This window comes from Plantactinospora sonchi (assembly GCF_036422035.1).
In the GTDB taxonomy this organism is placed as follows: Bacteria; Actinomycetota; Actinomycetes; order Mycobacteriales; family Micromonosporaceae; genus Plantactinospora; species Plantactinospora sonchi.
On the sequence record NZ_JAZGQK010000007.1, the window covers coordinates 51802 to 72744 of the forward strand.

Below are 20943 nucleotides of genomic sequence, written 5' to 3' on the forward strand. Positions count from 1 at the left end.
CCCCGGCTGTCACCGGGGTCCGGAGACCGTACGGGAGAGCCGCCGCGCCTCGGTGACCAGTCGGGAGCGGCCGGTCCGGGCGGCCACCTCGGCCACCCCGGGAATCTCCCGGCGTATCCCCGTCCCGGCGGCCAGTGTCATCAGGTCGGCGGTACCGGGACGGGGCTCAGCCAGTCCCAGCAGGGCGGGCAGGGCACCGGCCGCGACCGCCCAGACGGCGGCTCCGGCACCGGCCCGGGACACCTCCTCGAGCGCACCGACCACCCGACGCAGCACCACCTGACCGCCGCCGGCCAGGTCGCCGAGCAGGTGGCCGAGCCGTTCGCCGTCGAACTGGCCGCGCCCGGCGAGCAGCACCACGGCGTCCACCGCGCGCAACCGGTCGGCGTCCCGCCGGGCGGCCAGCCCGTACGCCAGGCAGAGGGCCATCGCCGGGCCGAACGGGCCGTCGCCGCGGGCCAGCGCGGGCAGGGCCTCGGTGCCCCCGTTGCGGTCACTGTCGCCGCTCGGCGCCACGTACGGCTGGACGTGGGCGGCGGCGACCTCCCGGTGCGAGGGCAGCACGCTGGGCCACAGCGTGAGATCCTCCGGCGCCCAGTGCACACCGTAGGCCCGGTACCGGGCCGCGTCACCGGCCGGCAGGGTGACCAGGTCCGGCGGCACCGGCCACTCCGCGGCGGCCGGCCGGACCTCGGTGACCAGCCGGAAGTCCGGCTGGTCGAGGCACCAGCACCGGTAACCGTAGTACGAGCCGCCACGGTGCGTGCAGGGCCTGCGGCGCACCAGCACGGTGTCGACGACCGGGTCGGGCAGGCCACCCTGGTCGAGCCAGTGGTGCAGTCGACGGCCGGCGGGCGAGCGGAGCACGGCGGCAGCGGCCCGCAGCGCCGGGGTGGACGCGTCCCGGGGAAGCCGCAGCAGCGCCTGGGTCAGGTCGGCCTCGCCCGGCTGCCAGCCGTCCCGCTCGGCCGCCACCAGCAGCCCGAGCAGCCGCTCGGGATCAACCTGCCCGTTGACGGCCGCCGGGGTGGCGAGCAGCGCCGGAGGCGGGGTGTCGGCCCGGAACCGGGCGGCGAGTTCGGCCAGCCGGCGATGGAGGAGCACCCTCGGTGCCGGCTCGGCGACCGGCGAAACGGGATTGACCCGGGGGTCGGTTTCCGGGTCGTCCCGGCCGACCACCGCGCGCAGCACGTTCCAGGGTGGGCCGTTCCACGGGGGAGCGTCGGGGGCCAACGCGGCGACGAGGCCGGCCCGGTCGACCCGGAACCAGTGGACCAGTCCGGCCAACACCCGCTCCAGCAGCACCGGGTCGGTCCACTCCCGACGCAGCCGGCTCACCTCGCCGGCCAGTTCACCGACCGAGGCGACCGGCGGCGGAGCCGGCTCGACTTCCCAGCTGGGCGGCCCGGCGGTGGGCAGCGGGTCGGCGGCGGCCACCGGCGCGGGCGGCGCCACACCGAGCAGGTCGTACGCCTGACGGGCCAGGTCGCCGGTGAGCCCCGCCGCCGCCGCGCGCAGCGCCTCCGCGCCGGACTCGCCGGCCCCCGGCAGGTGCCGGGCCAGCACGGTCAGCGCCCGCTCGGCGAGGTCGACGGCGGGATGGCCCAACCCGACGGCCAGCGTGGCGCAGAGCTCGGGCCGCCGGCCGGGCTCCCGCCGGGCCGCCCGGTCCAGCCAGGCCAGCTGGGCACGGACCAGCTTCTTCTCCGGCCGGAGCAGGATCACCGTGCCGGCCTCGACCAGGGCCGGGAGCGGCAGCCGGCCGACGTCGTCGAGTGCCCGCAGCGTTCGCTGCGCCGTCTCGGCCACCTGCTGGTGCGGGCTGGAGAGCACTCCCAGGTATTCCCGGTGGTGCGCGGCCGCCTCGTCCAGGGTCGGTTCGAGCTGGTTGTGCAGGGAGACGATCTGCCGCATCGGGGTGGGCCGGTCACCGGCCCGCATCCGGTGCAGGCAACCGGTGAGCAGATCCGCCCGGTCGATCCGCCCCTGGCGGCACAGGTCGAGCAGGGTCGCCACGTCCTTCTCGCGAAGTTCGGCGCCGACCCCGTCCACCTCGAACATCTGCGGCACCATCACCGGCAGCCACCCGTCGGACCACTGGACGTCCGGCCGGCCGCCCCGCAGGGCGTACCGCACCCAGCCCCGGACCAGCGGATCACTCACCCGGGGACCGACGCCGGACGCGTTCAGCAGCGCGTACGCCATCGACCACTGCCGCTCCAGGGTCGCCATCCGTATCCCGTCGGCGAACCGTCGGGCGACGGTGGCGATCGCCGGACGGCCGGGCGCGCGGAGCACCCGGACCACCTGGTCGACCGGCGTGACCTGGTACCACGCCCCGTTCAGGTCGGGGCGGCGCAGCCAGCCCACCACGTCGGCGGTGGTGGGCAGGCAGCCGGCGCCGGCCACCAGCAACGCGGCTCGCTCGCGCCCCAGGTCTTCCCAGCCCCGGTCCAGCCTGGCCAGATGCTCCCGGACCGCGCCGGCCAGGTCGCGTCGGGTCGACTCGGGCAGCTCGACCAGCACGTCCGCGACCCGTCCCGGATCCGCCCCGGAGATCAGCTTGCTGAGCTGGTCGCCGTCGAGGGTCATCGTGCTCCTCCGGTCAGGGTGGGTTCGGTGATGGTCGCGGCCAGCACGTGCTTGCAGGGCCCCCGGCCGCCCCGGTGCGCCGACCACCAGGGGCAGGTGCAGCCCAGCCGACCGTCGGCGGTCCGGTGCACGAGATAGCTCCGGTCGCCGGAGACCACCTCCAGGTCGTCGCCCCGCCGGCGGACCGTGTCGGCGCCGGCGAGCGCCCGGGCGGCGGTCAGCCGCGGATGCAACGTGGCGACCCGCTCCGGGGCGTACGGCAGCTCGCGGTGGAAGTAGCCGACCTCGGCACAGTCGTATCCGACCTGGCCGGAGCCGGCCAGTACGGCGAGCGCGGCGCGTACCCGGTCGGGGGTGAGCCCGGATCGGGCCGCGACCTCCGCGACGTCGACGGTGGGCTCCCAGCCGAGCAGCCCGCCGACCAGGTCGGCGTCGCCGACGGCACGCGCCAGCCCGGCGACGTCCCCGGTGCCGCCGGCCGCCCCGGTGTGGCTGGCCTCGGAGGCCCCGCCCTGCGGTGGCGGAACGGCGTCGGGTGCCGGGGGAGCGCCGCCGGCCAGGGCGTCGAGCAGTCGGCCCTCGCCGGAGAAGCCCCGGTTGGTGGCCGGGGAGAGCATCAGCCAGAAACGCATCATGCCGAGATCCAGTTCCCATCCGCTGCACAGCGCCGGGCTGCCGGCCCGCGCCGTCGGCCCGTAGAGCCGCAACGCCCTGGCGAACCGCAGCAGTGGACGGAGCACGGCGAGGCGATGCGGGGCGGCCAGGCAGACGGCGCCGGGCAGCGGTGCGGCGCCGGCACGCAGCGAGCGGCCGACCGGCATCAGCCAGCGCACCTCGGCGCCGCCCCGGACCGGCAGCCGCTGCAGGAACGCGTGCGCCTCGGCGGCCGGCAACTCGGCCCGCAACTCGAACCCGGCGGCCACCGCGGGCACCTCGGCCAGCCCACGCAGCCAACGCTGCGGCAGCGGGACCCGCTTCTCCACCACGGCACCGTCCAGGGTGGCGACGGTCAGGTCGTCCGGGCCGACCGAGAGGCGCAGCGGGTCACCGGCGCCGACCCGGGTCAGCGCGGTGTACAGCGGCGGGTTGATGTCGACGTTGGTGGTGCCCCGGCCGAGCCACTGGCCGTCGAGCGCCGACGGGAGCAGGTCCAGTCGGGCGTACCCGCCGCAGCAGCCGGAGAGCGCCTCGAAACGCAGCCGCTCGCCGTCGCCGGTCACCACCGGGTCCCGGTAGCCGCGCCAGGTGCCGTCGAGGGACTGCCGGGACCGGCGGAAGTCCGTCCGGGCCAGGTCGGCGAGAACGACCAGCCCGGCGGCGGTCGGCCGTGGATCGACCGCGAAGCCGGTGAAGAAGCGCGGATGCGCCGCCGGCCCCTGTACGGTCCGTCCGCCGGCGGTCTGCAGCACCAGCCGGTGGTCCAGCAGCGCCGAGGCGCCGCGATAGCCGTACGTCTCTGTCTCGCTGCCCATGGCCGCCGAGGATAAGAGCCGCCACCGACACATCGCCCGCGTGCACCGGGTCGATCGGAAGGAGCTAGCGTTTCCGGCCGACGCCGGCCGCCACCTTCAGCATGGTCGGCGGTGCCGTCTCGTCCGGCCACCACTGCTGCACGTCGACCACGCCCGGTGGCAGCAGTTCAAGACCGTCGAAGAACCGCTCGATCGCGTCCCGGGGCCGGAACGTCATCGGTGCCGGCGAGTTCACCGAGATCTCCTCCAGCTTCGCCCGGGCGGCCGGATCGCTACCGTCGCTGCAGAACTGGGAGACGCAGACGTAGCTGCCCGGAGCCAGCCGGTCGCGGAACTCGGCGATCAGCGCCGCCGGATCCTCCCGGTCGGTGACCAGGTGGAACAGCCCGATGAAGAGCAGCAGTACCGGCTCGTCGAAGTTGATCAACTGCCGTACCCGCGGGTCGTCGAGCAGTTGCCGCGGCTGGCGGACGTCCGCCTGGATCGAGGCCACCCCGTCCTCGTCGGCCAGCAGCGCCCGGTTGTGCATGAAGACGATCGGATCGTTGTCGACGTACACCACCCGGGCGTCGGGGGCGATGGACCGGGCGCTCTCGTGCACGTTGGGCCGGGTGGGGATGCCCGCACCGATGTCCAGGAACTGGCGGATCCCCGCCTCGGTGCACATCTGCGTCACCCGCAGCAGGAACCGCCGCTGGGCGCGGCCGAGCGCCGGCAGATCGGGGGCGAGCGCGATGACCTGCGCCGCGGCCTCCCGGTCCACCGCGAAGTTGTCCTTGCCGCCCAGCACGTAGTCGTACGCGCGAGCGTGGCTCATCTGCGATGTGTCGATACCGGCCAGGGCAGGATCCCGTTCGGACATGGCCACTCCCGCGATCGGTTCGGAACGATGGCAGTCGATCATAGTCGGTGTGGCCGGAACGCGAGCGGGTCCCGGAACGCGGCCGACCGGAACGGCGTGTCCAGGACGTACCTCGGTGGGTGGCCGAGGGGTTCGTCACCGAACGTGACGGTGAGCCGGAGAGTAGATGTACCCGGGTGGACAGTGGTGGCGAACCGGTCGGTAGTGGTTGTCGCGGCTAGGGTGTGGTTCCTTGGGATTAGGGATGACCACTGCGGATATGACCGTGTGGAGGCAGCTGATGTCCACCGAACGGATCCGGCGCGCCGCGGTCTGCCGAGACGCCTTCGAACTGCTGCTGACCGGTGAGCGGGACTCGGCCGCCGACCAGTTGCGGCGGCTCGTCGACGCCGACCCCGATCCCCGGGCACCGTACCGGACGGAGGGCGCCTTCCTGCTGGCGCTGGCCCGGGCCGTGCCGAAGGCCCGGCACCCGCTGCGGGACAGCGTGCCCGCGTTGCGGATCACGGTCGACGGCGACCACCCGATCTACAGTCCGGCGGCGAGGCTGCTGCTCGCCGCCCACCTGAACCGGGAGGGGGAGTACCCGGCGGCCGTCGTGCTGTGGCGGAAACTGGCCAACGCCAACCGCCGCGGCTACAGCCCGGTCGCCTGGTTCCACCTCGGTCTGCACCACGACCGGGAGGGCGAGCACGAGCGGGCCCGGGAGGCGATGGCACAGGCCCGGGCCAGCGGTGATCCGCAGTACGTGACAAAGGCGTTGAGCTGGCTGGTCACGTACTACAACGACCGGGGCCGCACCGACCGGGTGGAGGCGCTGGCCGAGGTGGCGTTCGACGTACCGGACGACCCGCTGTGTTTCGACCGGTACTACCTGATCAACCAGCACATGGTGATCGCCCGGCAGCAGCTCGTGGACTTCGCCGAGCCGGCCGGGGTGCTGGCCGGCGCCCACATGCTCGCCCAAGCCAACGGGATCGAACACGACCCGCTGCCGATCGCGCTCGCGGACGACCTGCAGTCCCAGCCCACCCCGATGCCCGGCGTCGACCTGCCCTGGTACGAGCCGTACCTGCGACACCAGCCCGGCACCGAACGCCTCAGCACCGCCGCCCACCAGGCGATGGCGTACGCCGACTACGTCTGCACCCAGGCCGCGATCCAGTATCTGGAGCGCAACGACGGCCCGGCGAACGTCTTCGCGAACATCGTGCACTTCCCCAACCGGTTCCCCTGGGGGCCGATCATGCACGAGAGCATCCGGCAACGCATGCTGCGGGTCCTGCAGGCGCCCGACGAGTTCATCCCGGCCGACTGGGCCGCCGACCCGAGCAGTTGACCGGGCGGTCGCCCCGTGATCGCGGCCGCCCACCCCGGATCGGCGCCGACGACACTGGACGGACCTGTCGATCTTCTGCGTAAGATGGGCGCCCGAGCGGTGACGGGCGGGACCTCCCGGTACGGGCGGACCGTCGACGGACGGGGCACGTCGCCGCGCCATGGGTGCGGAGTCGAGGAGGACGCCGACGTGCGGGGCGCCCAGGTCCGTACCGCGTTCCCCCGCTGGATCGGGCGGTTCCTGGTACCGGCGCTCTTCGCCGCCGTCTTCGCCGCACCACTGTGGTTCATGGTGGTCGGCTCGCTCCGACCCACCGGCCTGCCGCCGCCCCGCACGCTCGAGATCCTGCCGCCCTCGCCGACCCTGGACGCGTACGCGCGCCTGCCCGAGCTGCTGCCGTTGTTCCGCTATCTGGCGAACTCGGCGCTGGTGGTGGCGCTGGCCGTACCGCTGACCGTCCTCGTCGCCTCGCTGACCGGGTTCGGCATCCGACTGCTCGGCCCGGCGGCCCGGCGTCGGGTGGTCACCGGACTGCTGGTGGTGCTGCTGGTGCCGGTCACCGCCGTGTGGGCGACCCGGTTCGAGGTGTTCCGGCTGCTCGGGGTGGTCGACACCTATCTGCCGCTGCTGGCGCCGGCGCTGCTCGCGGTGAGCCCGTTTCTCGTCCTGCTGTACGCCTGGAGTTTCGGCGGCGTACCGGACTCCCAGTTGGAGGCGGCCCGGTTGGAGGGCGCCCGGTGGCTGTCGGTGTGGCGGCGGGTCGCGCTGCCCCAGGTCCGGCCGGCGACGCTGGCGGTGGCGGTACTCGCGTTCACGTACCACTGGGCGAACTTCATCGACCCGCTGCTCTACCTGCACAGCGGGGACCGTTACACGTACGCCCTCGGCCTGCAGTTCCTGCGCCTGCTGAACCCCACGGACTGGCCGCTGCTGATGGCCGGCTGTGTGCTCGCCACGCTGCCGTGCGTGCTGGTGTTCCTGCTGGCGCAGCGGATCCTGCTCAGCGACAACCCGTTGGTGGCACTGCGACCTGGAGGACGCCGATGACGATCCGGACCACACCGACGACGATCCGGCCGTGGCGGCGGTGGGGTGCCGGGCTGCTCGCCGCCGTACTCGCCGCCGGGGCACTGGCCGGCTGTGGCGAGGGCGACGACCCGGACGGGTCGCGGGAGATCACCGTGGTGCTCTTCGGCGACGCGGAGGAGATCGCCGGCTACCGCACCATGGTCGAGGCGTTCGAGCAGGCCAGCCCCGAGGTGGACGTGACGCTCTCCCCGGTGGCGACCCAGGACGAACTGATGGCCCGGCTCACCACCTCGTTCGCCGGCGGCACCCCGCCGGACGTCTTCCTGCTCAACTACCGCCGGTACGGGCAGTTCGCCGCCCAGGGGGTGATCGAACCCGCCCAGTCCTACCTCGACGCCAGCACGGCGCTGGACGAGGGCGACTTCAGCCCACGCGCCCTGGACGCCTTCCGGTTCGACGGCCGGTCCCTGACCTGCCTGCCGCAGAACCTCTCCTCGCTTGTCGTCTACTACAACACGACGATGTTCCGGTCGAAGGGGATCACGCCGCCGAAGGCCGGCTGGACCTGGGACGACTTCCTCGCCACGGCGAAGACGCTGACCGGCGGCGGGACGTACGGGGTCGGGGTGGAGCCGTCGGTGCCCCGGCTCGCGCCGTTCGTCTGGTCCAACGGTGGTGACCTCGTTGACCACCCGGAGCGGCCCAGCACCCTGACCCTGACCGCACCGCCGGCGACCCGCGAGGCCGTCGACTGGTTCCTGGACCTGCAACTGGTGCACGGTGTGGTGCCGCCGGACGCCGAGGAGCAGAGCGAGTCGAGCGAGGCCCGGTTCCTGCGCGGCACACTCGGCATGTACCTGAACAGTCGGGTCGCGGTTCCCACCCTGCGGACCATCTCCGGCTTCGAGTGGGACGTGGCGCCGTTGCCGGTCGCGCCGGGTGGCGTACCGGCGTCGATCCTGCACAGTGACGCGTACTGCATGAGCGCGGGCCGGCCGGACCACACCGGTGCCTGGCGGTTCATCGAGTTCGCGATGGGGGCGCAGGGGCAGCGGATCCTCGCCGAGTCCGGCCGTACCGTGCCGTCCCGGCTCGACGTCGCCCGCTCCGACGTCTTCCTCTCCCCGAGCCTGCCGCCACGCTCCGCCCAGGTCTACCTCGACGCGGAGCCGCAGCTGCGGGCCACGCCCCGGACCGCCGGCTGGTCGCGGGTGGAGAAGGAGACCGACGCGCTGCTGGAGGAGGTCTTCTACGGCCGGATCGGCCGGGAGGAGGGGCTGCGGCAGATCGAGGAGCGGATCCGACCGTTGTTCCAGGAACCGGTCCGGTGAGTGACCGCCCGGTCGGGGCGAACGCGGAGCCGGCGGGGGAGATCCGGCTGGAGTCGCTGACGAAGACGTACGGCCGGGTGACCGCCCTCGACGGCCTGGACCTGGTCGTCCGCCCCGGCGAACTGCTGACCCTGGTCGGTCCCTCCGGTTCCGGCAAGTCGACGGTGCTGCGGCTGATCGCCGGCCTGGACCGGCCGGACCAGGGGCGGGTCCTGGTCGACGGGGTCGACGTCGGCCGGGTGCCGCCGCACCGGCGGGCGGTGGCGATGGTCTTCCAGGACTACGCGCTCTATCCGCACCTGACCGTGCGCGACAACCTGCTCTTCGGGCCGCAGGTGCGGCGGGTTCCCCGGGCCGAGGCGGCGCGGCAGGTCCGGGACGCCGCCGCGCGACTCGACATCGCCGACCTGCTCGACCGGTATCCCGACCAGATGTCCGGCGGGCAGCGGCAGCGGGTCGCCCTGGCCCGCGCGCTGGTACGCCGGCCCAACGTCTACCTGCTCGACGAACCGTTGGCCAGCCTCGACGCCCAGCTGCGGTTCAGCACCCGGGCCGATCTGCTCGCCATGCACCGGGCACTCGGTACGACAATGGTGCACGTCACGCACGACCAGGCGGAGGCGATGACCCTCGGCGACCGGGTGGCGGTGCTGGACGGTGGCCGGGTACGCCAGGTCGGCGTACCCCAGCAGGTGTACGACGAGCCGGCCGACCTGGTGGTCGCCCGGTTCCTCGGCAGCCCGCCGATGAACCTGGTCCCCGGCGGCGGCGTGTTCGGGGCGACGTCCGACACCACCGTCGGGGTACGGCCGGAGGACCTGGCGGTCGACCCGGAGGGGCCGGTCGAGGTGACGGTCGAGGCGGTGGAGCCGTTGGGCAGCGAGGCGATCCTGCTGACCCGGTGCGGGGACGACATCCGGCTGGCGGTCCGGACCGGCCCCCGCCCGGGTGTCGGTGCCGGGGACCGGTTGCGGCTGCGCCCCGACCCGGACCGGATCCACCGCTTCGACACCGAGACCGGGCTCCGCCGGTGACCTCCGCACGGGTGCGTCGCCCCCTCACCGGCTGGGCGTTCCTCGCCCCGTACGGTGTGGCGGTCGCGCTGCTGATCGTGGTCCCCGCACTGCTCACCTTCGGGTACGCGGTCACCGACCACACCGGGCTGACCCGGGATCCCCGGTTCACCGGCCTGGCGAACGTACGCCGGCTGCTCGCCGACGACTTCTTCCTGGACAGCCTGGAGGCGTCCCTGTTCCACGTGGCGGTCTCGGTGCCGCTGCGACTGCTGTCCGCGATCGGGCTCGGGCTGCTGCTCGCCGCGCCGAGGCCGGGTGGGCGGTGGTTCCGGGCCGCCGTCTACCTGCCGACGGTGATCCCGGACGTGGCCCTGGCGGTGCTCTTCCTCTGGGTGCTGAACCCGCTGTACGGCCCGATGAACCAGCTTCTCGGGCTGGTCGGCCATCCCGGGTTCACCTGGCTCGCCGAACCGACCACGGCCCGGATCGGAGTCGTGATCATGCTGCTCTTTCCGATCGGGGAGGGTTTCCTGGTCGTCCTGGCGGCCCGCCGGATGCTCGACGGGCGGCTCTACGAGGCGGCGACGTTGGAGGGCTGTGGGCCGTTCGGGCAGCTGCGCCGGCTGACCCTGCCGCTGCTCGCCCCGGTGCTGGTACTGCTCGCGGTCCGGGACACGATCCTCACCCTGCAGGTCAACTTCGTGCCGGCGTACGTGCTCACCGACGGTCGCCCCGCGAACGCCACCCAGTACCTGCCGGTCTACATCTTCGATCACGCCTTCGAGTTCTCCGGGTTCGCGTACGGGGCGTTGATCACGATCGTCCTGATGGTGATCAGCGCGGCGATCATCACGGCGCAGCTGTTCGTGGTCCGGCGCTGGCGGGTGCTGCGCTGAGTCCGCCCCCCTCCGGTGCTGGCGGGTGTCGCGCGCGGCGTGCCATCCTGCTCCGATGAGAGCCCGGGTCTGTCTGGTCGCCGTCGCCCTACTCGGACTCGCCGGCTGCGGCGGCGGTTCCGGTGACGGCGCCACGCCCCCCGGTGACCGGGGGCAGGCGATGCTGGCCAACCTGCCGAGCTGTGACCGGGTGCCGATGGGCGAGGGGACCGGGGCCGGCGCCGAGGTGACCGGCCTGGTGCTGCCGGACGGGGCCCGGGTGACCTCGGCCGTGCCGCAGGGCGCGCTGACCACCGTCGAGGCGACCGTCCGGATGACCCCGCTGGACGTCCGGGCCCACTACCAGGGCCGGACCGATGTCGAGGTGCTGAACGTCGAGGACGAGATCTTCGAGTCGGAGGTGCTGCTCCGGGCCGGGCAGCACCGGATGTACCTCCGCGCCACCGCGCTCTGCGCGGACGGGACCGCACTGACCGCCGTGGTCGGACCGGACTCCGACGACGCCGGACTGCCGGAGTTCCGCAGTGGCGGCTGACGCTGCCGGCGGGAGGGACACCGGCGGCGCCGACGAGCACCGGACCCGGGACCGCCACGGCCAGGAGTGGCTGCCGGAGTGGTGCCTGATAGGCACCCTGCTGCCCTACCCGTACCAGCCGGACGGGCCGAACGCGGAGTTCCGCAGTCAGAAGATCTTTCCCGCCGGGGCGAAGCTGCACGTGGTCGGCGGCTTCGCCGGCATGGGCCACGAAACGGTCACCGTGATCGGGTACGCCCACCGCCGCGCCCAGCCGGTGACCGCGCACATCAGGGCGAAGTACGTGGGAAATTGGCGTACCCGGCTGGTCTACCGTCCGGCCATCCTCCGCATGATCAACACCGCCCAGCGGGAGGAGTGGAGCGCCCATCGCTGGCTGACCGACCGCCGGGACGGGCGCGTGGTGACGTACCTGCCGACCGACCCGGCGTACGGCGAACACCTGGCCCGGGTCGCGGAGGCGTTCCAGCGGGCGCTGCACGGCGGTGGCTGAGTTCCCTCCGGCCGTGGTCCGTGCCGGGCCGCCGAGGCCCTGACCAGCGACAACGCCCCGGGGGCCGGTCCTGGCGGCCCGAGTCAAAAAAATTTCTCCGGCCCTGTCGAAACCGTCGCCGGCCGTTCGACGCGTTGGTGAAGGCTGGTCAACGGCCCGATACGGTGACCGCAGGATCAAGGGAGCGACGATGCGCTACATGCTGATGCACAAGCTGGACGACAAGGACCCGGCGGCCTGGGCGCCGACCCCGGAGTTCATGGGCCGGATGGGTGCCTTCCTGGAGGAGGCCAACAAGGCCGGGGTGCTGCTCGCGGGCGAGGGCGTGCGGCCGACCGCGGACGGCGCCGCCAAGGTCAGCGTCAAGGAGGGCAAGACGACGGTGGTCGACGGCCCGTTCGCCGAGGCGAAGGAGGTCATCGCCGGGTTCGCCATCCTCCAGGTGCGTGACCAGGCCGAGGCGGTCGAGTGGGCGACCCGGTTCGGGGAGCTGTTCGACAAGGTCGAGATCGAGATCCGACGGGTCGCCGAAGTCTCCGACTTCGCCTAGCGACGTCGCCCCGTCCTCACCTCGACGACCTGGGGATAGGCCGCGGAGTGTCGGTCCGCGCAGCGCTATCTTGGGCCGGTGGCCACGGAGACGAATCAGGCGATCGAGGCGGTCTGGCGGATCGAGGCGGCGCGGGTCATCGCCGGCGTCGCCCGGCTCGTCGGTGACATCGGCCTGGCGGAGGAGTTGGCGCAGGACGCCCTTGTCGCGGCCCTGGAACAGTGGCCGTCCGAGGGCGTCCCGCGCAACCCCGGCGCCTGGCTGACGACCACCGCCAAGCGCCGGGCCATCGACCAGATCCGGCGCCGGGAGCGGTTCGAGCGCCACCTTCCCGATCTGGCCCTTCCCGAAGCGGCGGAGACCACCGAGTTCGACGCGGTGTTGGAGCAGGAGCCGATCGCCGACGACCTGCTGCGGCTCATCTTCACCGCCTGTCATCCGGTGCTCTCCGCCGAGGCCCGGGTCGCGCTGACGCTGCGGCTGCTCGGCGGGCTGACGACGGAGGAGATCGCCCGGGCGTTCCTGGTGCCGTCGCCGACCATCGGTCAACGGATCAGCCGGGCGAAGAGGTCCCTGACCGAGGCGCGGGTGCCGTTCGAGCTGCCGGTCGGTGCCGACCGTACCGAGCGGCTGGGATCGGTGCTGGAGGTCATCTACCTGATCTTCAACGAGGGCTACTCCGCGACGGCGGGGGACGACTGGCTGCGTCCGGCGCTCTGCGAGGAGGCGATGCGGCTCGGCCGGATCCTGGCCGGTCTGATGCCGGCCGAGCCCGAGGTGCACGGCCTGGTCGCCCTGCTGGAGATCCAGGCGTCGCGTACCGCCGCCCGGACCGGTCCGACGGGTGCACCGATCCTGCTGCTGGAGCAGGACCGGCGACGCTGGGACCGGCTGCTGATCACCCGGGGGCTGGCCGCCCTGGAGAAGGCCGAGGCGCTCGGCGGGGGGACGTACACCCTGCAGGCCGCCATCGCCGCGTGTCACGCCCGGGCCCGGACGGCGGAGGAGACCGACTGGGCCCGGATCGCCGTGCTCTACGCCCGGCTGGCCGAGCTGGCCCCGTCGCCGGTGGTGGAACTGAACCGGGCGGTGGCGGTGTCGATGGCCGAGGGGCCGGCGGCCGGCCTGGCGGTGCTCGAGCCGCTGTTCGCCGAGCCGGCGCTGCGCCACTACCACCTGCTGCCGAGCGTGCGCGGCGACTTCCTCGCCAAGCTGGGGCGGCGCGCGGAGGCGAGGGCCGAGTTCGCGCGGGCGGCGGAGATGACCAGGAACGAGCGCGAACGGGCGCTGCTGTTGGACCGGGCGGCTGCCTGCGGCTGACCGCTCGGTGTCCCCGTACTGGGAGCGCGGCGGCGTGCGTGGTGGGGCCGGCGCCGGCCATTGCCCTCGATGCCCTCATTGACCTTGATCGGTACGGCTGTCTAGCCTGGCCACACGCCGGCCCGGAGGTCGGCCCGCACTCCAGTGTGGACAGAGGAGACCGCATGAAGGTTGGACTCGCCCGATATCGCCACGGTACGGCGGTGACAGCGACCCTGGCACTGCTCGCCACCGGCGCACTGGCGGCCTCGGCCGCACCCGCCCGCGACACCCGTTCCACCGGCCAGGAGTCGCTGGCCACCAGCATGCCCACCGGTCCGATGGAGCTGCCCGCGGAGTGGATGACCTCGCAGCGGCTCAGCGACGGCAGCAGGGAACTGTCCGCCGCCAAGTACGTCCGCGCCCGAGGTGAGGCGAACGGCCTTTTCGGTCGCACCCGGGGCGCCTACCGCGCCCTGGCCAACCAGCGGTGGGACTTCTTCGGTCCGACCAACATCGGCGGTCGGGTGGTCGACATCGCGCTCGACCCGAGGGTGGACGACCAGCTCTACATCGCCGCCGCCTCCGGCGGCGTGTGGCGCTCGCGCGACGCCGGGATGACGTACGAGTCCGTCTGGCCGCACGACTGGGTGCAGAGCATGGGCGCGCTCGCGATCACCCCGAGCGGGGTGCTCTTCGCCGGCACCGGCGAGGCGCAGCCCGGCGGCGGCTCGATCACCTTCGGCGGTGACGGGATCTACCGCTCCAAGGACCGGGGCAGGAGCTGGAAACGGGTCGGTCTGACCGACAGCCACGCCATCGCCCGGTTCGCCATCGACCCCCGCAACGAGCGGCGGATCTTCGCCGCCGCCGCCGGGAACCTCTTCGTCCCCGGCGGGCAGCGCGGCGTCTACCTCTCCGAGAACGGCGGTGACAGCTGGCGACGGGTGCTCACCCCGCCGAACGCCACCACCGGGGCGACCGAGGTGGTGATCGACCCGGCCAACCCGAACCGGATGTACGCGGCGCTCTGGGACCACCTGCGCGAGCCGCACCAGCGGACGTACGGCGGGCCCGGCTCCAGCCTCTGGCGCTCCGACAACGCCGGCCGGACCTGGCAGCGGATGACCAACGGGCTGCCGACCGACGCCGACCAGGGCCGGTGGGGCATCGCACTCGCGCCGAACGACCCGCGACGGCTCTACGCGTACGTCGGCACCGCGATCGGTCCGTTCCGGGCGTTCTACCGGTCGGACGACGGCGGTGACACCTGGACCCAGACGCCGGTCACCGCCAACCAGGCGTCGCAGTCGACCTTCAGCTGGTGGTTCGGCAAGCTCTGGGTCGACCCGGACGACGCCGACCACGTCTTCCTCGCCGGGGTGAACCTGATGCGTTCCACCGACGGGGCGCAGAGCTTCACCCCGGTCAGCGGCGTGCACGCCGACCAGCACGTGATGCGCTGGGACCCGAAGGTGCCGGACCGGGCCTACCTCGGCAACGACGGCGGCATGTACCGCTCGGACACCAACGGGGTCGGCGGCTGGACCAAGGCGACGTACGAGCCGTACACGCAGTTCTACACGGTGGACGTGGCCCAGACCGACCCGGCGCTGAAGGTGGCCGGCGCCCAGGACAACGGCTGCAACCGGGGCTACAACGGTCGGGGCGGCCCGTGGGAGGCCATCGGCTGCGGTGACGGGCTCCAGGTGATCATCCACCCCGAGCAGTCGAACATCGTCTTCGGATGCAGCCAGTACGGCTCCTGCTACCGCTCGGAGAACAGCGGCGGCACGCCACGGCAGACCATCGGCACCGGGCAGACCACCTCGGAGCGGCGCAACTGGCAGACGCCGCTGCAGTTCGACCCGAACGACCCGAACGTCATGTACTACGCCGGCAACATCGTCAACCGGTCGACCGACAACGGTCGTACCTGGACGGCGATCAGCCCGGACCTGACCGGCGGCGGCCCGAACGACCCCAACGGCTACCCGTGGGGCACGGTCACCACGATCGCCGCCGCGCCGACCGACAGCGACACCCTGTACGCCGGCACCGACGACGGCCGGCTCTGGTGGACCGACAACCTCGGGGTGGACTGGCACCAGGTCGATCCGGCGGAACTGCCTGGCACCTGGGTCACCCGGGTCGCGGTGCACCCGCGCGACGCCGACATCGCGTACGCCACGTTCTCCGGATTCCGGTCCGGCAGTGACCGGCCGCACGTGATGGTGACCCAGGACGGTGGTCGTACCTGGACGGACATCGGCCGGGGACTGCCGGACGCGCCGGTGAACTCGGTGATCCCGACCTCCGACGGCCTCCTCGTCGTCGGCACCGACGTCGGGGTGTACGTCTCGGCGTGGAACGGCGGCGAGTGGGCCGCGCTCGGGGCGAACCTGCCGATGGCGGCGGTGATGTACCTGCGCTACCACGAGCCAACCCGGCAGTTGACCGCGGCGACCTTCGGCCGGGGCGTCTACGACGTCACGCTGCCCCGGTGCCCCGGGGCGTCGACCCGGCTGCCGCTGCACCGGCCGGGCGTCGGCGTCGTCGGGGCGCTGGCCTCGTGCCGGGCCCGCTGACCCGGGACTGATCCACCCGTGGCGGGGGCGCGGAACTATCCGCGCCTCCGCCACGCCCCCGATGGCCACGACGCTGTTCGGCCCCGGCCGGCGCCGCGTCGCGGCGGGTTCACCGGTCCGCCGGTGGGCGGGTGACCGGCACCAGGATCAGTGCCGGGATCAGCACGACCGGTACGACCAGCAGGGCCCGCAGCGTGCCGACCCGGTCGCCGAGCAGTCCGACCAGCGGCGGTCCGGCGAGGAACGCGGTGTAGCCGATCGTCGCGACCACGCTGACCCGGGCCGGCGCCCGCTGCTCCTCGTCGGCCGCCGCGCTCATCCCGACCGGGAAACCGAGCGAGGCGCCGAGCCCCCAGAGCGCGACGCCGGCCAGCGCCAGCGGCCCGACCGGGACCAGCACCGCGACCAGCACCCCGAGAACCGCGAACCCGACGGTGCCGAGCAGTACGGGAACCCGACCCCAACGGTCCAGGGCCACCGTCCCGACCGTCCGACCGACGGTCATCGCGGCGACGAACACCCCGAAGACCGCCGCCCCGGCCGCCTCGCCGAACCCGTGACCGTCGATGAAGGCCACCGCGATCCAGTCCATGGCGGTTCCCTCGGTGAACGCCATCACGAGGACGAACAGCCCGAGGAGCAGGGTGCGCGGCTCCCGCCAGGCTCGCAGCACTCCGCTTCCCCGCGCCGGTACGGATCCGGTGGCCGGATCGTCGCCCCCGTCGTGGTCGGCGGCGGTCGGCTCGTGGTCGGCGGTGAGGAAGTAGCGGACGCCGACCAGCGTGCCGGCGAGCACGATGCCGGCGACCAGCGTCAGGTGCACGACGAGCGGGAGGTTGACGTGGGCGCCGCCGGCACCGAGCCCGGCGCCGGAGACGGTGCCGAGACTCCAGGCCGCGTGGAACCGGGGCATCACGGTACGGCGGAGCCGGCGTTCCACCAGCGCCGCCTCGACGTTCATCCCGACGTCACCGAGGCCCGAGCCGTAGCCGAGGGTGGCGAGCCCGATCGCGGTCAACGGAACGGACGACCAGACGCCGACCCCGGCGCCGAGCATGACCAGTCCGGCCGCGACCAGGACGGTGGAGCCGGCGGTGGCCCGCCGCGAGCCGAGCCGGTGCACCACGCTGCCGGCGGTGACCATGGCCAGGATCGCGCCGAACGACAGGGCGAGCAGCAGCAGCCCGAGCCGGCCGGCACTGAGCCCGAGCGACTCGCGGGCGGCCGGGATCCGGGCGAACCAGGAGGCGACGGCGAATCCGTTGAGTGCGAAGACGAACGCCACCCCGGTGCGGGCGGCCACCACCCGTGGCGGCGGGGCCGTTGGTGCCGAGGCGGTCGGGGCCGCGGGGGCCGGGGGCATGAGGAGACTCCTTCGGCGGGCTGGCGGCGGACAGCGTACGGAGATTCCATCTCTGGGAGCGCTCTCATCGCAAGCGTAGGCTGGTGTCGTACCCGATCCGGACCGGTCGTCGCCCGGCGCGCGCACCTCCGGGCGGGGGAGAGCAGGGAGGGATCGACGATGCGGGCACCGCAGGAGCGGCAGGCACGGCTCGAGGACGTGGCGAAGGCGGCCGGGGTGTCCCGGTCCACGGCGTCCCGGGTCATCTCGGGGTCCGGGCCGGCCTCGGCAACCGCCCGCGACCGGGTCCACTCCGCGGTACGGATGCTCGGCTACCGGCCGGACCAGGCGGCCAGGTCGCTGGTGAACCGGTCCGGGTTCCGGGTCGTCCTCGCCGTGGTCGGCACCTCCGCCCGGGTGCTCGACGATCCGTACGTGCACCGCGCGGTCGCGGCGGCGGCGACCGCCGCAATGCCGTACGAGGTCGGTGTCTCCCTGCGGTGGCTGCCCCGGGACGCGCCCCGGCTGGACCGGATGCTCGACGACCGTACCGTTCGTGGGGTGGTGCTGTTCAACACCACCGAGGCGGCGCTCGACGGGGTGCCGTCGGCGTTTCGCGGCCGGGTGGTCTCGATCGGCATCGGGTCCCGGATGGTGCCGTCGTTCGACGTCGACAACGGTGGTGGGGCGGCCGCCGTGCTGGAGCACCTCTACCGCGCCGGGCGGCGCCGGATCGCGATGGTGGCCGGACCCGCCTGGATGCCCTGCGCGCGTCGGCCCGTCGAGGCGTACCGCGATCTGGTGAACTCCGCCGGGCTGCCGGTCCGGCTCGTCGCCGGTGACTTCTCGGCGGCGAGCGGACGGCGGGCGACCGGCACGGTGCTGGACCGGTGGCCGGACACCGACGCCGTCTTCGGGATCAACGACGCCACCGCCTTCGGCGCGCTGGCGGCCCTGCGGGACGCGGGCCGCCAGGTGCCGGCGGACGTCGCGGTCGCCGGGTTCGACGACATCGGGTACGCGGCACTGAGCGCACCCGCGTTGACCACGGCGACCCACCCGGTGGAACGGATCGTCGCCACGGCGGTCGAGGCGGTGCTCACGCAGGGCGGGGTCCCGTCGAGCAGGGTCTTCCCGTCGACCCTGGTCCGGCGGGACAGCGCCTGAGCCGGAGGCGGGGCCGGCACCAGCGGTGCCGGAGCCGGGCGGATCCGTTCAGCGGGTGGGTGCGGGCCCGGTCGAGTCGCGGATCACCAGGGTGTGCCCGGTGGAGCGCCGCCGGGCCCGTCGGGACCGGGGCTTGAGCGCCAGGTCGAGCGCCATCCGTCCCATGTCGGTCATCGGCAGCCGTACGGTGGTGAGGCTGGGGGCGAGGTCCGAGGCGACCGAGACGTCGTTGAACCCGACCACCGACATCCGCTCCGGCACGGCGATCCGGTGCGCCCGCAGCGTGGCCAGGACGCCGATCGCCATCGAGTCGTTCAGCGCGAGGATGGCGGTGGTCTCGGGGTGGTCCCGGAGGATCTGCTCGGCGGCGATCCGGCCGCCGTCGCGGGTGAAGTCGCTGTGCACGATCGGCAGCTCGTCGAGGGACCGGCCGTGCCGCCGGAGGGCGGCGTCCACTCCGGCCAGCCGGTCGAGCACGGTGGTGAGCCCGCCGGTGGCGGCGGCGACCGCGATCCGGTGGTGTCCCAGCCCGAGCAGGTGCTCGCCGAGCGCCAGGCCGCCGGCCTCGTTGTCGGGCAGTACGGCGTCGACGCCGAGGAAGTGCCGGCCGATCGCGGCGACCCGTCCGCCGAGGTCCTGGAACGTCGCCAGTTCCTGCTTGGCCTCGGCCTCGACCCGGGGGTCGGCGTAGCCGGAGCCGGCGATGAGGATGATGCCCACCCGCTGGGCGATGAGGTGCCGCAGTTGCCGCAGTTCGTGCTCCGGGTTCCGGCCGGAGTGGCAGATCTGGACCAGGAGGCCCTGCTCGCCGGCGACCTGGATGACGCCGCCGGCGATCTCCGAGAAGTACGGGTCGTCGATCTGGTGCACGACGAGGCCGACGGTCGAGCTGGCGCCACCCGCCAGGGTGCGGGCGTACGGGTTGGCGACGTAACCGAGTTCCTGGGAAACCTGCCGGACCCGGTCGGCGACCTCCGCGCTGACGCCGTCCCGGCCGGCCAGGGCGCGGGACGCGGTCGCCAGGGAGACGCCGGCGCGTTCGGCGACATCGACCAGGCGCAATCTCGGGCCGGGCTTGGGCATCCGTTAACTCCCCAGAAACATCAGATACAGCCGCTGTAACCGTTGCCCGTGACGCAGCACACAGCTTAGGGTACGAAAGCGCTTTCGTAAGCGCTTTCGTCCTGGTGCAAAGGAGCGTCCTGGGATGACATCCCGAGTGACACGCACACGATGGGCAACGGCTTTCGGCGCGGCGGTAGCACTCGCGCTGACAGGCTGCAGTGGTGACGGCGGCGGGTCGGGCTCCGGCGACGATCCGATCGTCGTCGGGATCTCGCTTCCGCTGACCGGTGACTTCTCCGAGCCCGGCAAGGGCGTGCAACGTGGCTACGAGGCCTGGGCGAAGATCACCAACGACAAGGGTGGCCTGCTCGGCCGCCAGATCGAGTTGAAGATCCTCGACGACCAGTCCAACGCGGACCGGGTCGTCGCCGACTACGAGCAGTTGATCGGCAAGGACAGTGTCGACATCGTGGTGGGTCCGTTCTCGACCCGCCTCGTCGTACCGGCCGCCCGGGTCGCCGAGGAGTACGGCATGCTCTTCGTCGAGCCGGCGGGCGCCGCGAAGGAGGTCTTCGAGCAGGGCTTCAAGAACCTGTTCTACGCGGCCCCGGCGGTCGCCGACGACCACTACAACCACCTCGCCGAGTACCTGTTGGCACTCCCGGCCGACCAGCGGCCGAAGACCGCCGCCTACGCCGCCATGGACGACCCGTTCGCCCAGGGCACCGCGTACGGGCTGAAGGCGAAGTTGGAGGCCGGCGGCGTACGGACCGTGGTGAACGAGGTCTACCCGCCGAACACCACCGACTTCGGCAGCATCGCCGCCAAGATCGCCTCGGCCCGGGCCGACATCGTGGTGGGCGGCTCGCAGTACCAGGACGGGGTGAACCTGATCGTCGCCCTGCAGCAGCTCAACTACCAGCCGAAACTCGCGGCCTTCTCGACCGCGCCGACGAACCCCGAGTTCGCGGCGGCGATCGGCAACAAGACCGAGGGCATCCTCTCGCCGACCGGCTACACCCAGAAGGCGCCGTACCCCAGCAACGTGGAGTTCGTGGAGAAGTACACGGCCCAGTTCGGTTCACCGCCGGAGGAGGACGAGGCGAACGCGTACACCACGGGCCAGGTCGTCGCCGCGGCCGTCACCGCCGTCGGCTGCGCCGAACAGGGCGAGTGCCAGAAGAAGCTGGTCGACTGGCTGCACAGCAACAAGGTCGACACCGTCGTCGGCCCGCTCACCTGGGACGCGACCGGCAAGCCGCAGGGCGCGCACATGATCCAGCAGTGGGTCGGTGGGCAGATCCAGATCGTGCTGCCGGCCGAGGCGAAGGAAGCCGAGTTCGTCTACCCGAAGCCGGCCTGGTGAG

At 73.0% G+C, this 20943-nt stretch carries 17 protein-coding genes; 12 read left to right on the forward strand and 5 right to left on the reverse strand.

Translation table 11 applies throughout. The annotated features are described in order from the left end of the window. Positions 1-9: 9 nt before the first annotated feature. The 3 genes from V1633_RS09575 to V1633_RS09585 all read right to left on the reverse strand — a co-directional run bounded on the left by V1633_RS09575 (position 10) and on the right by V1633_RS09585 (position 4968). On the reverse strand, positions 10-2592 hold the full coding sequence (locus V1633_RS09575) for a DUF6493 family protein (RefSeq protein ID WP_331213864.1): 2583 nt from the start codon (positions 2590-2592) through the stop codon (positions 10-12). After that, positions 2589-4064 carry an SWIM zinc finger family protein gene (locus V1633_RS09580; protein WP_331213865.1) on the reverse strand — a complete coding sequence of 492 codons (1476 nt, stop codon included), beginning with the start codon at positions 4062-4064 and terminating at the stop codon, positions 2589-2591. Before V1633_RS09580 ends, V1633_RS09575 begins: the two co-directional genes overlap by 4 nt. Positions 4065-4128: 64 nt before the next feature. Then, entirely contained in the window at positions 4129-4968 is an 840-nt protein-coding gene (locus tag V1633_RS09585; RefSeq protein WP_331213866.1) for an SAM-dependent methyltransferase, read from the reverse strand. A gap of 238 nt (positions 4969-5206) precedes the next feature. Here V1633_RS09585 and V1633_RS09590 point away from each other — a divergent pair, with 238 nt between their 5' ends. From V1633_RS09590 to V1633_RS09635, 10 genes are all read left to right on the forward strand, one after another. Continuing rightward, complete coding sequence (locus V1633_RS09590) at positions 5207-6265, forward strand: hypothetical protein (protein ID WP_331213867.1); 1059 nt, start codon at positions 5207-5209, stop codon at positions 6263-6265. A 189-nt stretch (positions 6266-6454) separates the two neighbouring features. Further along, positions 6455-7312, forward strand: coding sequence for a carbohydrate ABC transporter permease (locus V1633_RS09595; RefSeq protein ID WP_331213868.1), 858 nt, complete (start codon positions 6455-6457; stop codon positions 7310-7312). Next, on the forward strand, positions 7309-8625 hold the full coding sequence (locus tag V1633_RS09600; RefSeq protein ID WP_331213869.1) for an ABC transporter substrate-binding protein: 1317 nt from the start codon (positions 7309-7311) through the stop codon (positions 8623-8625). The genes V1633_RS09595 and V1633_RS09600 overlap by 4 nt, the downstream gene beginning before the upstream one ends. Beyond that, positions 8622-9659, forward strand: a complete 1038-nt coding sequence (locus V1633_RS09605; protein ID WP_331213870.1) for an ABC transporter ATP-binding protein — start codon at positions 8622-8624, stop codon at positions 9657-9659. Before V1633_RS09600 ends, V1633_RS09605 begins: the two co-directional genes overlap by 4 nt. A gap of 11 nt (positions 9660-9670) precedes the next feature. Beyond that, positions 9671-10537: a carbohydrate ABC transporter permease gene (locus V1633_RS09610; protein WP_331213871.1), complete on the forward strand. Its 867-nt coding sequence runs from the start codon at positions 9671-9673 to the stop codon at positions 10535-10537. 55 nt (positions 10538-10592) lie between these two features. Beyond that, the gene (locus tag V1633_RS09615; protein WP_331213872.1) at positions 10593-11072 is read left to right on the forward strand and encodes a hypothetical protein; all 480 of its coding nucleotides are present in this window, start codon (positions 10593-10595) and stop codon (positions 11070-11072) included. Then, positions 11062-11565 (forward strand): hypothetical protein, encoded by a 504-nt coding sequence (locus V1633_RS09620; RefSeq protein ID WP_331213873.1) that lies wholly within the window; start codon positions 11062-11064, stop codon positions 11563-11565. Before V1633_RS09615 ends, V1633_RS09620 begins: the two co-directional genes overlap by 11 nt. Before the next feature lie 190 nt (positions 11566-11755). Further along, positions 11756-12115: a YciI family protein gene (locus V1633_RS09625; protein ID WP_331213874.1), complete on the forward strand. Its 360-nt coding sequence runs from the start codon at positions 11756-11758 to the stop codon at positions 12113-12115. Positions 12116-12193: 78 nt separating this feature from the next. Further along, positions 12194-13435, forward strand: coding sequence for an RNA polymerase sigma factor (locus tag V1633_RS09630; RefSeq protein WP_331213875.1), 1242 nt, complete (start codon positions 12194-12196; stop codon positions 13433-13435). 203 nt (positions 13436-13638) lie between these two features. Next, positions 13639-16002, forward strand: a complete 2364-nt coding sequence (locus V1633_RS09635; RefSeq protein ID WP_331213876.1) for a WD40/YVTN/BNR-like repeat-containing protein — start codon at positions 13639-13641, stop codon at positions 16000-16002. Between the two features lie 109 nt (positions 16003-16111). On the opposite strand, the gene V1633_RS09640 is transcribed toward V1633_RS09635, so the two are convergent. Next, on the reverse strand, positions 16112-17365 hold the full coding sequence (locus V1633_RS09640; protein WP_331213877.1) for an MFS transporter: 1254 nt from the start codon (positions 17363-17365) through the stop codon (positions 16112-16114). 159 nt (positions 17366-17524) lie between these two features. Between V1633_RS09640 and V1633_RS09645 the strand changes: the two genes are divergently transcribed. After that, positions 17525-18511: a LacI family DNA-binding transcriptional regulator gene (locus V1633_RS09645; RefSeq protein WP_331213878.1), complete on the forward strand. Its 987-nt coding sequence runs from the start codon at positions 17525-17527 to the stop codon at positions 18509-18511. Positions 18512-18559: 48 nt separating this feature from the next. Here V1633_RS09645 and V1633_RS09650 read toward each other — a convergent pair whose 3' ends face one another. After that, complete coding sequence (locus V1633_RS09650; protein WP_331213879.1) at positions 18560-19594, reverse strand: LacI family DNA-binding transcriptional regulator; 1035 nt, start codon at positions 19592-19594, stop codon at positions 18560-18562. A 136-nt stretch (positions 19595-19730) separates the two neighbouring features. Between V1633_RS09650 and V1633_RS09655 the strand changes: the two genes are divergently transcribed. After that, positions 19731-20942 carry an amino acid ABC transporter substrate-binding protein gene (locus V1633_RS09655; RefSeq protein ID WP_331213880.1) on the forward strand — a complete coding sequence of 404 codons (1212 nt, stop codon included), beginning with the start codon at positions 19731-19733 and terminating at the stop codon, positions 20940-20942. Position 20943 lies beyond the last annotated feature (1 nt).